Genomic DNA, 14399 nt, shown 5'->3' with positions numbered 1-14399 from the left:
TTTTGCTTTGGTGAGTCCATCACAATGCCAGTTAGGTACGCTCAACATCCTGCCATTATTTGCCCTTTAACTATTCCAAATCAAGTTGGATATGTCCGTTGCCGGGATTTCTCCGCACTAGGATGTTTCTTCACGTAGATGGTTTTTTTACTCACTTTTTCACTATTATACCACTGTGGCTAAAGCCAGTCAATCGTTTTAATGCGACTAAGGTCGCTATCGACTTATCCCCATGTCTAAAAGTCAGGGGCTTGCGTCTCGTTTCAGGGTCATTGGTATTTAGTCATTGGTCATTGGTTTATATTCACCTATTCCCAATTACCCATTACCAATTACCTAATTATGCAGCGTCAGTTACTTTTAAATCTCTGAGGGCGTTGATATCAACTTTAATTGAAGGACCCATTGTAGCAGAGACGTAGAATGTACGCCAATAACGGCCTTTTGCTCCTGAAGGACGGTTACGGTCAATTGTTTCTTGCAATGCTTTGAGGTTGACTAACAAATCTTCAGGGGTAAATGATGCTTTACCAAACATAACATGAACAATGCCTGTCCGATCAGCACGAAATTCTAATTTACCAGCTTTAAATTCGGCGATCGCACTGGCAACGTCAAATGTTACTGTACCACCTTTGGGTGATGGCATCAAGCCACGAGGACCAAGCAATTTACCCAGTTTTGCTACCTGTGGCATTACATCAGGAGTAGCAATGAGTTTGTCAAAGTCCATCATGCCTTTCTGAATCTCGTCAATCAGTTCTTCAGAACCAGCGATATCCGCACCAGCATTAGTGGCTTCTGTTACTTTTTCGCCTCTGGCGATTACTGCTACACGCACTACCTGACCCGTACCTTTGGGCAGTGCTACCGTTGTCCGCAGTTGTTGGTCTGTATACTTGGGGTCAATCCCTAGCCGGATATGCGCTTCTGCGGCTTCGGGAAATTTTGCTGTTGCTGTTTCTTTTAACAGAGCTAACGCATCTAAGGGAGCGTAATCCCTATCTTCTACTTTTTCTAGCAACGCCTGTAAACGGCGTGATATTTTCTTGCCCATTTTTTGCTCCTGGGGTGTTCTCGAAGTTTCTCACTTCTCCCCCGATACAATTTTAGATTTTAGATTTTGGATTTTAGATTTTGTTATAGGTCGGCTGCTAGTTATCAGGTTTCATTACTCTTTTTTACTGTCACCTGTCACCTGTCACCTGTCACCTATTAATCTGTGATGGTAACACCCATGTTTTTGGCTGTTCCAGCCACAATATTCATTGCTGCATCAATGTCGTTAGCATTGAGGTCAGGCAGTTTAGTTTGGGCGATTTCCCGTAACTGCGCTTTGGTAATACTGCCAACTTTTTTCTTGTTGGGTTGTTCAGAACCGCGTTCAATTTTCGCTGCCTTGCGAATTAAAACTGATGCTGGGGGTGTTTTGAGTACAAATGTAAAACTCCGGTCTTCAAACACGGAAATTTCTACAGGAATCACCATTCCAGCTTGGTCTGCTGTTTTAGCGTTGTACTCTTTGCAGAACATCATGATGTTAACACCATGTTGACCCAGTGCGGGACCAACTGGTGGTGCTGGGTTGGCTTTTCCAGCGTTTAAGGCCAATTTAATGACCGCTACTACTTTCTTCGCCATTTGGATTTAGCTCTGTTTTTGTACCTGATTAAATTCCAATTCTACTGGTGTATCTCGTCCGAAAATCGAGAGTAGAGCTTTTAGTTTACTCCGTTCTGGCGAAACTTCGATCACCTCGCCTTCAAAATCCTTGAACGGACCAGAAAGCACCATTATCTTATCACCTGTAGCCATATCAATTTTGACTACTGGTTCTTGTTCTGTCGTTTGTTTGAATATACGTTCTACTTCTGAATGACTTAAAGGTACTGGCTTGACGTGACCACGACCACGGCCGCTGCCTCGTTTTTGCTCTGCACCGACAAAGTTAATTACATGGGTTGTGTTTCTTACCACTTGCCATGTATCGTCACTCATTACCATCCGAACTAAAACATAACCCGGAAAAACCTTCTCTTCTGATGGCTGACGTTTCCCGTCTTTGCGGATCTTTACCGTTGGTGTATGGGGTATTTCCACTTGGATAATTTTATCAGCTACATCAAAAGTTTGGATACGTTGCTCTAAATTTGTTTTCACGCGCTTCTCACAGCCAGAGGCTACTTGCACTGCATACCAGCGGGCTTCTTTTTGCGCTGTTCCTAGTGCTTCCTCTGTCTGCAAATCCCGTGGTTCGTCTGTTGCAGAAGTCATCAGAATACCTGTTTTGCTGCCCAAGCAAACAATCCATCGACCAAATATATCAAAGACGCGGAAAGTGTCACCATTAATAACACAGCTGCTGATTCACTCACCAACTGCTTCCGACTTGGCCAAACTACTTTGTCCAGTTCTTCTTTTGTTCCTTGGAAGAAGTTGTTTAAGCTAAAACCATTGCCTGCTTCTGGCATTTCTGCTTCGTTTTTTTTGGCCACGGTCGTTATACCCCCCGTTTCTTACATCGTTTCACCTTGTTATTTTGCACCAAGGCTGACAATTATTCACAGCTTCGACCCAATTTACAGTAAACAAATTCAGCTATCAGTAAAAAATAATTAGACCCGAAATAATCAACGCTGGCTGCTATTTTAGCAGATGCGTTTTTGTTTCGGGCTATATTTTTTGCTTTTGAGCGCGCCCTGGAGGACTTGAACCCCCGACATCAGGTTTTGGAGACCTGCGTTCTACCAACTGAACTAAGAGCGCACAAGCTATCTTTGTTTCAGGGATTGCGCTGAACTTTTTTTAGTTTAACACAATTCCTTTTTTAGTGTAACTTAATTTTTTCAGAAAGTCAAGTCAGCGGCAGATGCCGCTTTTGGCTTGAGTTTCCTGGTTTTTTCCCAGGACTAACTGCATCACAGGGCGCGGTCAAACCGTTGTTTAATCCGGGTAGCTTTACCAGATAATTGACGCAAGTAGTATAGTTTAGCGCGTCTGACTTTACCACGACGCACTACTTTGATGTTATCAATGCGGGGTGAGTGCAGCAAAAATACTCGCTCAACGCCTACACCTTGAAATACACGACGCACGGTAATTGTTTCGTTAATTCCGCCATTGCGTTTACCTATTACCACTCCCTCGTATGGTTGGACTCGGTATTTATCGCCTTCTTTAATTTTCACTCCTACCCGCACTGTATCACCTACATAAATTTCGGGTAGATCGGATTTTAGGTGTTCCGCTTCTATAGAGCGGATTACTTCTTGCACGTTCATATTCTAGTTATTTTTTGAAAAAAACCCACGATCATCAATCATAAATCTATAACTGCCTGATAGTCCAGATATTTAATGTAAGTTCCTGGTGAGAATTTCTGGGAGTCAGCAGTCAGAAGGCAGAAGTCAGGCTTAAGCCAAGCTCCACTATCAGAAGTATGGCTGATGCCAAGCTGCCCTATCAGGAGAAAAAAATTAATTTTTCTTTCCCTGCCTCCTACTGACCCCTTGTAAATTTGAGACATTATTTGCAGAAAATATCTAGAATTGCAACACATTTTTTTAAACATCCTCTGAAATTTGCATTTAATCAAAATATATTTCTGGGGAAAGATAAAAAATCTTATGATGCTGTATATCGTTGAGAAGAAATATCGCTGTTCAGAACATAAAAATTATAAACAACAGAGCATCAACACTAGAAATAGTATTGTTCATATATTGTGGCGACATGAATTACAGAATTTAGATTAAAAGCGGAACATTAAGCCTGTTTTATTGATGAATTCAGATTGATTTTTGAATTCTCTATGCTGGATTGATATTGAGTTTATTGTGTTTCCTTTTCCTGCTGTCTCCCACAGTGTAAAAAAAACTGTCAAATTTGAATATTTTTTAAGCTCATGAGGATTATACACATATTAAATCACGTTCAGAAAATTGGAAATGGAATCGTTAATGTGGCTGTGGATCTGGCTTGTTTACAAGCAAAAACTGGATATGATGTAGCAGTAATTTCCGGTGGAGGAGAATATGAAACATTATTGGAAAAATTTGGTGTTAAACACTACAAATTAGACCAGAATCGCCAACCGATAAATATTCTCAAAGCTGCCGTGGGTTATCGAAAAATTGTGCAAGAATTCCATCCAGATATTCTTCATGCCCACATGATGACGGGAATAGTTTTAGCAAGAATTTTGAAATTCAGAAATCAGTATACTTTAGTTTCCACTGTACACAATGAATTCCAGAGTGCTAGTTTATTGATGGGTTTATCTGAAAGGGTAATAGCTGTTAGTAAAGCTGTGCAAATTTCGATGGTGCGACGTGGTATACCTGAAAATAAATTGCGGGTAGTACGCAATGGAACTTTGGGAAGTCCACGAACTGGTAACATATCAGATTATCAACCTTTAAAATTACAACATCCAGCGATCGCTACTGTAGCAGGAATGTATAAACGTAAAGGTATCACTGAGTTAATTACTGCTTTTGAGAAAATTGCCTTAGACTTTCCTACAGCACATCTTTATTTAGTGGGAAATGGTCCAGATAGAGAGATATTTGAAGAACAAGCAAAATCAACTACCGTAGCTGATCGTATTCATTTTGAAGGTTTTCAACCACAACCGCAACGCTACCTTCTAGCTTGTGATATTTTTGTCCTTGCTTCTCACCGTGATCCATGTCCTTTAGTAATTTCAGAAGCTAGAGAAGCTGGTACTGCTATTGTCGCTACACAGGTAGACGGTATCCCAGAAGCTTTGGATCATGGACAAGCTGGGCTTTTAGTTCCTGCTCAAAATAGTCTAGCTTTAGCTGAAGCATTAGCAAATTTATTAAGTAACGCAGATACTTTGAAAATGTGGAAATATCGCGCACAGAAAAATTTAGAATCTCTCAATGTTACCCGTGTGCATCAAGAAACTTTAGCCGTGTATCAAGAATTAGTGTAATCATTCAGCAGTCAGCAAGAATTTGAATGCTTAAGTAACTCAACCTAAAAAAACGTAATACCCAGATCCCCGACTTGTTAAAGAAGTCGGGGATCTATCCACTTCCTATTTTACGTTTAATTATGTTGACCTACTTACAAACTACTGCATTAAATCCCACATTCCGCACCCCCAGTGTCACAATCGGTAATTTCGGTTTTTAAGCCAAGTTGAGGATAATTTTGATACAAAAAGGTCGAAATCTTAGATGGCGATAGCGAAGCGCTGCTGCAAGCAGTTCGCCAATCTCAAATCCCCAAACGACCAATCTTCGTCGTGTGACAGTTTAGGGTGCGGAATGTGGGTTAAATTTAGATCCCTGACTTCTTAAAGAGATCGGGGATATTTTCTCTCCTACAAATTACGAATTATGCTTTCTTGAAATTTTTTTTCCAGATCCGCAACTTGATAAATACTGGTTTTGCCCAACTGCCACCAATTAAATCATGCAATAGAGTGTAAAAACAAGGAATAATAAACAAGGTGAGCAGTGTTGCTAAAGACAAGCCGGAAAAGACTACTACACCTAATGGTTGCAGAAATTCTGAACCTTCCCCAACTCCTAAAGCTAGGGGAAACATCCCTAAAACTGTGGTAATTGTTGTCATTAAAATCGGACGTAAACGTTGAGGTGCAGCTTTTAAAATTGCGGTGCGACGATCAACTTGTTCGCGTTCCTGAATTTGATTTGCTAATTCTACCATGATAATGGCGTTATTTACCACAATACCTACTAATAAAACTGCACCCACAATTACTGTTGCACCAATGGCAGTTTCGGTGATGTAAAGTCCAAAAATCCCCCCAGCTAAAGCAAGAGGAATAGTAAACAGAATTACTAAAGGATCAACAAGAGAATTATATTGTACAGCCATCACTACAAAAACTAAAAATATTGCTAACCCTCCTAGAAGTTGCAACGAGTTTTGTAATTGTTGATTTGATTCTGCTGCTGCACTGGGTAAAGGACTTACACCTTCAGGGAAATTGGCATTTTTAATTACTTCATCTACTTGCTCTAATGCTTGACCCAAACTTGCTCCTTCTGCTAAATTACCTGCAATTAAAAAGACTTGACGCTGGTTAATTCTTTGAATTTCTCCGGGTGCTTTTCCTTCAACAATTGTCGCTACATCACTCAATCTAATTTGTTGATTACCTTCTACAAATAAGGGTAATCTTTCTAGCTGAGAAGTTGTTTTTACCGCTTCTTCATTTAATTCTACTCGCACATCTACCAAGCGGTTATTGCGTTGTAATTGGGTGGGTACAGTACCTGTAATTGCGGTTTTAATTGTTTCGCCAATATCTTGAGTATTTAAACCCACATTGGCCACTCGTTCCCAGTCAGGTACAATCTGAATTTCAGGTTGACGTGGATCTGTATCTGGACGGAATCTGACTGAAGTAATTTTCTCGTCTAAAGTTGCTAGTAGTTCTCGTCCTGCTTTTTCTAAAGTATTGGTATCATTTCCCTGCAAAATTATATCAACATCAGCACCACGAATAGGAGAGTTATTAAGAAATAAACCCCGCACTCTTCCAGGTGCTAAACGCAGTCGAATATCTACTAAATTCAGTTTGCTAAATTCTTTAGTTACACGCTCAATATAAGTCTCTATATCTGAGTTTGGTTTGAGGGTAATGGTACTAGAACTTCGCAAAGGATTAGGATTACTATTACCACCAAACAGAAAACCACCAACTGTAGAAAAGACATATTCTGTTTCTGGTTGCTGACGCAAAATGTCATCTACAACTTGCATAACTTTTTGGTTAGTTTCTAATGGTGTACCGGGGGGAAATTGAGCAAATAAACTAGCTTGTCCGGTGTTTATTTGAGGAAGAATTTCTTGGGGAATTTGGGGAGACATCCACACACTACCAGCACCAAAGAAAATGATAGCGATCGCAATTGTTAATAACCGCCAACGCAATATTCCAGATAGGAAACTGCTATATAATCTTGTTGCTCCATCAAAACGACGATTAAATTCCCGGAAAAACCAAAAATTATTTAAAGAACTAGAAAAGGGTAAAGCTAATAATCGTGATGTCAACATGGGAACAACAGTAACAGCAATTAAAATTGAAGCTGCTACTGCAAAACTAATCGTGAGAATTAATTCATTAAATAGTAATGATATAAAACCCCCTATCAGCAAAAATGGTAATACTGCAACTAAGTTTGTACTGGTAGAAGCAAGTAAAGCTGATTCAACTTCTCGACTACTTTTTTCTGCTTGTTGAATAATTGCTGATGTTGATAATTCTGATGTGTGATTTTGTAGTTTAGTTTGATTAATTCCTGCGGCAATATTTTCTAACATGACGATGGAATTATCAACCACAATTCCCACTCCTAATGCTAAACCACCTAAGCTAAAAATATTCAGGGATAAGCCGAACATTCCCATCATAATAATAGCTGCTAATGTGGCTAAAGGTATAGATAGAACAATAATGAATGTTTGCCGTAAAGAACCAAGAAACAGTAATACAGCGATCGCTGCTAAACCTGAACCAATTAAACCAGAAGAAGTCACATTAGCTAAGGAATTACGAATAAATATTGACTCATCTAAAGTTCCTGTGAGAGTTGCTTCCGCAGGAATAACACCCGCTTCTTTCAGTTCTTGTAATCTTTTTTTAACTCCATCAACAACGTTGACAGTATTAGCATCTGCTTGTTTTTGAATGCTGACTTTTACTGCTTCTTGACCATTGAGTAAAACGTACAATCTTTGTTTTTCTGATCCGTCAATAACTTGGGCAAAGTCACGCAAATAAACACGATTTTTGATATTTGAATTAGGTGCAGATACTTCAAAGGAAATATTATTAATTTCTTCTGCATTTTTGAAGCGTCCCACTGTCCGGGTTAACGGTTCAGAATTGGCTCCTAAAATTCTTCCCCCAGATATATCTTGATTACGATTTTGCAGTTCGTTTAACACATCAGTCAAACCGACACCAATAGCTTGGAGACGATCTAAATCTATATTTACTCTAACTTCTTCTTGCACTCCTCCTGATACATCTACAACTGCAACTCCTGGTACTACACCTAATTCACGGGCTAATTCTTCTTCGGCAAAAACGCGCAAATCAACATTTTTCAGTGTAGGTGAAGTGAGCGCAAATTCATAAACAGGTAGTTGGGAAGGGTCGAATTTAAAGATTCGTGGTTCTTCTATGGTGTCTGGTAATCTATTTCTCGCTCGGTTAAAAGTAGCGGTAGCATCATTTAGTGCTTGATCAATATTTCCCCCTGGTTGAAAATATAAATTTAAACTGACTTGACCTTCACGAGTCTGGGAAAAAACTTGAATTACTCCTTCTGTGGCTGAAAAAGCTTCTTCTAGTGGTTTTGTAATTTCATCAACTGCTACTTCTGGAGAAATTCCCGGTGCTTCTATTATCACACCAATACGAGGATAGGTAATAGATGGCAGTAAATCTACAGGTAAACGAATAATGAAAAATAAACCAATGACAATTACTGCTAAGGTCAGCATCAATGTACCAATATGCTGACGGATAGAAATGGCGCTGATACTAAAGCCTTTGTTGTTTGTGATTTGCATCTTTATAGCAGGTGATAGGTGACAGGTGACAGGTGACAGGTGACAGAGTTGAAACTGCTAAAAAAATTTACAAGTTCTTTCTTTGCGGTTTGTTTAAATCTTTTTCTGACAAAATTGATAATTTGACAACTTCACCATCTTTTAATGGCTTACTACTGCGAACAATATAACTTTCTCCTGGTTGTAACCCTGAAAGAATTTCGACGTTACCATCAACTTTTTTACCCAATGTTACCGATTTTTCTTTTACCTTGGTTTTACCGTCAGTTTCTTGAACAACAAAAATTGTGCCGTTGTTCATTTCTGCTGATGTTTCTTTGTCTTTGCTATTAATTGCTGTTTGTGATACTACTACTCGCTGTGGTGTCTGAGTGGTAAAATTCACTCTTGTTAGTAGTCCGCTACCTATTTTCCCGCCACTGTTGGGAATGACTACTTCTATGGGTACTAAACGGGCTGTAGGATCAGCAGATGGAGAAATACGCGCTACTCTACCAATGATGTTTTGATCGGGGAAGGCATCTAAACGCACTTGTACAGATTGCCCTACTTGAATTTTTGCTAGTTCTAATTCAGAAACTTGAACTACTACTTTAATTCGACTCAAGTCAGCAATTTTTAAGACTTCGCTTCCTGGTTGTAGGAGATTACCGGGTTCTGTGACTTTTTCTGTAACTACGCCGGTGATGGGGGAGATTAAACGGGAGTAGGAACGGCGTTCTTTGGCGGCTTTGACTACTGCTTGTTGGGCAAATACTCTACCTTGGGCGGCTGCTACGGCTTGTTTTTCTGTACGGACTCTTTCAATAGTGGCTTGTAGGGCTTTTTGGGTTGTTTGGGCTTTGGTGCGAGCTTGTTGGGCTGCTTGTTCGGAAATTGCTCCTTCTTTGAATAATTGTTGCTGTCTTTGGGAGTCTGATTGGGCTTGGATGAGTTCTAACTTTGCTTTTTCTACTTCCGTTTGAGCGTTACTTACTTGGGTCATTGCCCTGGCTACTTCTGATTGGCTGGTTGCTAGTTCTGCTTCTGCTTGCTGTAATGCTGTGATCAATAGAACATCATCTAACTGGCCGATGATTTGCCCTTGTTTGACTGTATCGCCAACATCCATATTTAAGGATATCAGTCTTCCTTCTACTTGCGATCGCACTGATACTGTCCGATATGGGGTGGTGTTACCAATATAGTCCGCTGGGGGACGCAGTTCTTGTGTGCGGGCGATCGCTATATCTACAGATGTTTCTCTATTTGCTCTTTCTCCACCACCAGTCCGCTTCGATTGGGCTTCTGCTGATTCTTTTGGTAATGAACCACAACTGGTTGTTAGTAATCCCAGTAACAGCAGACAGAATATGAATAAATTATGCTTATTCATCAGCTTATTGATCACTGGGCTGACAACTATAGGAGTTGATGTTTTCACCTGTTTTTGTGACTTATTTGGGTCCAAAACCATGAATTTTTCTCCACTTGGGCAGTATTTGCACTCTTACAGCCATTTATTAGCCAATACTTTGGAATAGGTATGAATAATCAAAAATAGCAATCAAAATTCAGCTATTTATTTATGTATTCCAAATAACTTTTTTTCCTCAATAAAACTGACAGAATTTTCACCATATCCTATGGATATTGATGTATAGAATTGCTGACAATCCTAAAAATTATAAAGTTAGTATAAAGATTTTGCCACCAATAAGTAATAGGAAATTAGTCATGATTTATTCCTGGGAGTTTTTCATTACCCAGCCATTTATGAAAAATGTGCCAAACGAACTGGTATTTTTCAGGTTTTTGTGTATATATTAAGAATATTAAACAAAGCTTGCTTTTATATCCCAGATAGAATATTGCAGGTGTAACCACCAAAGCAACACATTGACTTTTAGGTGAGGAAAGTAACAAGTGACATTACTGCTGAAAATTGCCCTAACTGCTGATGAACAGCAAATTGCTGAGTTTTTCCAAGCTTCTGTAGGTGAATGGCGCTCTGAAAGACGCTATTACACTTTACCCGAAGGAGAAACCAAGGAAATGGTAAGTATTATTACCATTCATTTTTTGCAACAAGGGGATGATGAATTGCAAAAGCTGGCTCAGTTACATGATTTGCAGGATTTAGAAAGCTTAACTTGTGGTGCAAAAGTTACTTGGGAAAGTACAGATTTACACAACGCTAAAAAAGAAGCTAGTGGTGTGACTGTGTTTGGTGCTTGGGGAAATATTTTGTATCGCGATCGCGGTTTTGCCACTACTAAACCAGTCACAGCACAATATTATTTCCCCAGTCTGAAAACTCTGTGTTTGCGAACTGAGTACAATAATTCTGTATTTGAGGAAGAAATTAAACTCATCGGTGATAAATATCGCACCCGACAAAGTATTGTTTCCCGTGCTGGTGAGCAGTTGATGATTGGGCAATACTTGGAAAAGCGAGTTTAAACTAATTGATTTGTTGTAGGCTTGATGATGTCGGGAGCATCCCAAATGTGTAAGTTTATTTTTATCTAACAACAGACAATTATCCCAGGGTCTGATATGATTGAACCGCAAAGGACGCAAAGGACACAAAGGCAAGAGAGTGTAAGAGAGTTTTCGCAGTGGCCACGTTTATTTTTTCTTTCATTGGGATGCTCCCGGTGATGTCAAGGATTGTAGTCAGGATTTTCTTGATAACCATCAGTTATCAGCTTGAATTACTAGCCTCTACCCAAACTTAAACGGCTGACAAAGGTTTTGATAAAATTTATGAAATTTTTGTAAAGTCTTACTCCAAAAACTTGATTTATGTGTAATAATAATGGAGAGAGTTAATTCGGCGATTAGCGTTTTGTTGTTAGTATTGACAGGCTTTTTACTTGTGGTATTTACAGACTGCTCTCCGAAATCTAAATCTCTACAAACTCGTGATTTTGGAGACATAATATGTCAGTTTACGTAGGCAATCTTTCTTATGAAGTTACACAGGATGCTTTGACATCTGTATTTGCAGAATATGGTACTGTAAAGCGTGTACAAATCCCCACTGACCGGGAAACAGGCCGTTTACGTGGCTTTGCTTTCGTAGAAATGGGTTCAGAAGCGGAAGAAACAGCAGCTATTGAAGCACTTGATGGTGCTGAGTGGATGGGTCGTGGCTTAAAAGTAAATAAAGCTAGACCTAAAGAAGACCGTGGTGGTGGTTACGGTGGTGGTGGTGGTCGTGGTGGTTACGGTGGTGGCGGCGGTGGTCGCAATCGCTACTAAGTCTACCCTAAATTCTTAATTCGTTTTAAATAAAATTAACCCATTCCGACTCCGGGGTGGGTTGTTTTTTGGTTTTTCGGTTTTTAACTAACATACTAAACCCTAGAGCAATACTTACAAACTGGGAGAAAGTTTGCAGAAAATGAAATTAAAGAAATAGGGAAAGCAGTTTTAGAGATTTTCATTTATCTCCATGAGTTGCACCCACCCGTTATTCACCGTGAATAGAATAAATTGTATAGTTAACCTAAAGTGACTCAAGAGGAAAATTCTATGTTTGGATTAGGATGGCCGGAAGTAGTAATTATTGCCATAGTTGCAATTTTGATTTTTGGACCCAAGAAAATTCCTGAGTTGGGGGGAGTATTGGGAAAGAGTTTGAGAAATTTCCAAGAGGGAATTAGAAAGACTGATGAAGATGATAATTCAGAACAATCATAATTGTCTGAATCAGGATTTCTGGTTACTGAGCGACTTGTACTGAGCGGTTAGTGAGCGCAGTCGAAGTAAGTCGAAGTACAGGATTTTAGGATTTACAGGATGAGGATTTTGATAAATCCCTGATTTCCTCATAATAGAAGTAATCAGGGATATTATATCATTGATTTTGCTGCAATTCTGCATCAATTAACTTTTGAAATTCCTCCAAAGAATTAACACTAATACTTGCTAACAGGAGATTTTCCAGAATAGTCATATCCTCAATTTTCTTGAGAGAATCGCTCATCAATTCGGGAACATTATTAAATCTATTGGACAGAATTTTGATAATATTGTTTTGGCAGTTTTTTCTAGCACCTTTGGCTTCACCTCGTTCTTCTGCCATTTCTTCAATAGGACTGATAAAAGGCATATTTAACTCCTTTTCATGTTGTTCTAATTTCTGGTTGAATGTAGTTTGTAATGGTGGTGGTAAGGTCATCATTTTATCAATGAATTTAACTAAATTGATAATATCAAATCTAGTTAAACCCTTTTGATATAATGGTCTGACTATGTTCCATTTCCATTGTTCTCGTTGCGTGAAGTCTTTAGTCGTGGCTTTGGTTTTCAGATGTGCCATGACTATTATAGCAAACAAATTGTTACTGGTGGTTAGTTCTTCCCATTGATAGTCTAATAGTTTCACAATACTAAATTGCATTTTTACGAAACTATCATCTATGCCATATTCATAATTATTTGGTCGCCATTTTGCGTCTTCATCTCCTAAAATTGCTAAACTAATAACTGGTTTATGAAATAAATCAAAGGAACGATAGTTATAGATGTACATTCTTTGGGTAAATTCTTTGTCATATTGACTTTGTACCTCTATGTGGATCAAAATCCAGATGATTTCATTGTTTAATAACCACACTTGAAACAATTTATCCGCATAACGTTTTTTAGTTTGACTAGATGCGGTGATTTGTTCTAGTTCTTTATCTAAGGAGATGGGGGTTTTACTCCAATCAATTTTTTGGTGTAGATTGGGGTAAAAGAATTGGATAAATGATTCAAAATATTGGGTGATTGCTTCTTTCCATGTTTGATCATAATTGGCGGTTGTTTCTGTCATTCTTGCCCCTGTTAATGTTATTGTCTGAATCAGGACACCCTTCGGGAAGTCAAAAGTCAAAAGTCAAAAGTCAAAATTTTTTTGTCTGAATCAGGATATCTGGTTACTGAGCGGTTAGTGAGCTTGTACTGAGCGGTGTCGAAGGGCGCAGTCGAACTATGTCGAAGTAAGTCGAAGTACAGGATTTAAGGATTTTCAGGATGTGATTGTTAAATAGTAAATTACACTAGATTCTAGTCGGTTTTAACCGACTTTAGCTTTAAGACAGGGAATTTATTCCCTGACTCATGGATTGCATAAAGATGTCAGAATCAGGATTTACAGGATATAATTGTCAAACATTCCCTCAGTAAATTAAACTAGATTCTAGTCGGTTTTAACCGACTTTGGCTTTGAGACAGGGAATTTATTCCCTGGATTCCTTTAAATTTAAAAAATCAACTATGATTAATAATCATGATATCCAATCTTTAATTAACAAAGCTGACGATTTACTGAAGAATCGAGACAGTAAACAAGCTATTGCCATTATTCAACAAGTTTTAGAAATTGAACCAGATAATATTGAGGCTTTGAAAATTCATGGACAATCTCTAGGAAAACTAAATAAAATAAAAGAAGCATTAACCATTTTTGAAAAAGCTCTACAAATTGAACCAAATCATGTTAGTATTCTGAGAAATTATGGAAGTGCTTTATTTCAGGTTGCTAATTATGATAAAGCATTAAATATTCTTGACAAGGCTTTACAAATTGAACCAAATAATTTAAAGGTATTAAGTACATATAGTAAAGTTTTATTGAAATTAAAATGTTACGAAAAAGCTTTTGTACTTTTTGAGCAATCTTTACAACTTGAAACTAATAACATAATAACTTTAAATAGCTATGGTAAAGCCTTAGCTGAGTCGGGAAATTATGAAAAAGCTTGTGATATTTTTGAGAGGTCTTTAAAAATTAATCCTGATGATATAATAGCATTAACTAGCTATGGTAAAGCCTTAGC

General features: G+C 38.5%; 14 protein-coding genes and 1 tRNA gene. 6 read left to right on the top strand and 9 right to left on the bottom strand.

Features of this window, described 5'->3' with window-relative positions:
- Positions 1-340: 340 nt before the first annotated feature.
- From rplA to rplS, 6 genes are all read right to left on the bottom strand, one after another.
- Positions 341-1057, bottom strand: coding sequence for a 50S ribosomal protein L1 (rplA, locus tag PN497_RS03120; RefSeq protein WP_096566809.1), 717 nt, complete (start codon positions 1055-1057; stop codon positions 341-343).
- 158 nt (positions 1058-1215) lie between these two features.
- Positions 1216-1641, bottom strand: coding sequence for a 50S ribosomal protein L11 (rplK, locus tag PN497_RS03115; protein WP_096566811.1), 426 nt, complete (start codon positions 1639-1641; stop codon positions 1216-1218).
- 6 nt (positions 1642-1647) lie between these two features.
- On the bottom strand, positions 1648-2274 hold the full coding sequence (gene nusG / locus PN497_RS03110) for a transcription termination/antitermination protein NusG (protein ID WP_096566813.1): 627 nt from the start codon (positions 2272-2274) through the stop codon (positions 1648-1650).
- Positions 2274-2495, bottom strand: coding sequence for a preprotein translocase subunit SecE (secE, locus tag PN497_RS03105; RefSeq protein WP_096566815.1), 222 nt, complete (start codon positions 2493-2495; stop codon positions 2274-2276). The genes nusG and secE overlap by 1 nt, the downstream gene beginning before the upstream one ends.
- 198 nt (positions 2496-2693) lie before the next feature.
- Positions 2694-2766 (bottom strand) — tRNA-Trp (locus PN497_RS03100).
- Positions 2767-2918: 152 nt separating this feature from the next.
- Positions 2919-3281: a 50S ribosomal protein L19 gene (gene rplS / locus PN497_RS03095; protein WP_096566817.1), complete on the bottom strand. Its 363-nt coding sequence runs from the start codon at positions 3279-3281 to the stop codon at positions 2919-2921.
- A gap of 345 nt (positions 3282-3626) precedes the next feature.
- Here rplS and PN497_RS03090 point away from each other — a divergent pair, with 345 nt between their 5' ends.
- Both PN497_RS03090 and PN497_RS03085 read left to right on the top strand, forming a co-directional pair.
- Entirely contained in the window at positions 3627-3755 is a 129-nt protein-coding gene (locus PN497_RS03090) for a hypothetical protein (protein ID WP_272109576.1), read from the top strand.
- A gap of 149 nt (positions 3756-3904) precedes the next feature.
- On the top strand, positions 3905-4960 hold the full coding sequence (locus tag PN497_RS03085; protein ID WP_096566822.1) for a glycosyltransferase: 1056 nt from the start codon (positions 3905-3907) through the stop codon (positions 4958-4960).
- Between the two features lie 407 nt (positions 4961-5367).
- Here PN497_RS03085 and PN497_RS03080 read toward each other — a convergent pair whose 3' ends face one another.
- Entirely contained in the window at positions 5368-8586 is a 3219-nt protein-coding gene (locus PN497_RS03080) for an efflux RND transporter permease subunit (protein ID WP_096566824.1), read from the bottom strand.
- Between the two features lie 67 nt (positions 8587-8653).
- The gene (locus PN497_RS03075; protein WP_096566826.1) at positions 8654-10042 is read right to left on the bottom strand and encodes an efflux RND transporter periplasmic adaptor subunit; all 1389 of its coding nucleotides are present in this window, start codon (positions 10040-10042) and stop codon (positions 8654-8656) included.
- A gap of 449 nt (positions 10043-10491) precedes the next feature.
- Here PN497_RS03075 and PN497_RS03070 point away from each other — a divergent pair, with 449 nt between their 5' ends.
- The 3 genes from PN497_RS03070 to tatA all read left to right on the top strand — a co-directional run bounded on the left by PN497_RS03070 (position 10492) and on the right by tatA (position 12273).
- On the top strand, positions 10492-11028 hold the full coding sequence (locus tag PN497_RS03070; protein WP_096566828.1) for a phycobiliprotein lyase: 537 nt from the start codon (positions 10492-10494) through the stop codon (positions 11026-11028).
- Between the two features lie 483 nt (positions 11029-11511).
- Entirely contained in the window at positions 11512-11832 is a 321-nt protein-coding gene (locus tag PN497_RS03065) for an RNA recognition motif domain-containing protein (protein WP_096566830.1), read from the top strand.
- A gap of 273 nt (positions 11833-12105) precedes the next feature.
- Entirely contained in the window at positions 12106-12273 is a 168-nt protein-coding gene (tatA, locus tag PN497_RS03060; protein WP_096566832.1) for a twin-arginine translocase TatA/TatE family subunit, read from the top strand.
- Positions 12274-12430: 157 nt separating this feature from the next.
- Here the strand turns inward: tatA and PN497_RS03055 are convergent, their stop codons facing one another.
- Positions 12431-13393, bottom strand: coding sequence for an RpnC/YadD family protein (locus tag PN497_RS03055; protein WP_096566834.1), 963 nt, complete (start codon positions 13391-13393; stop codon positions 12431-12433).
- A gap of 443 nt (positions 13394-13836) precedes the next feature.
- Here PN497_RS03055 and PN497_RS03050 point away from each other — a divergent pair.
- Positions 13837-14399, top strand: a 563-nt coding sequence (locus PN497_RS03050) for a tetratricopeptide repeat protein (RefSeq protein ID WP_272109573.1), incomplete at its 3' end; no start/stop codon positions are given.

The sequence above is a fragment of the Sphaerospermopsis kisseleviana CS-549 genome, assembly GCF_028329225.1.
In the GTDB taxonomy this organism is placed as follows: Bacteria; Cyanobacteriota; Cyanobacteriia; order Cyanobacteriales; family Nostocaceae; genus Sphaerospermopsis; species Sphaerospermopsis kisseleviana.
This window is presented reverse-complemented; position numbering and strand designations above follow the sequence as displayed.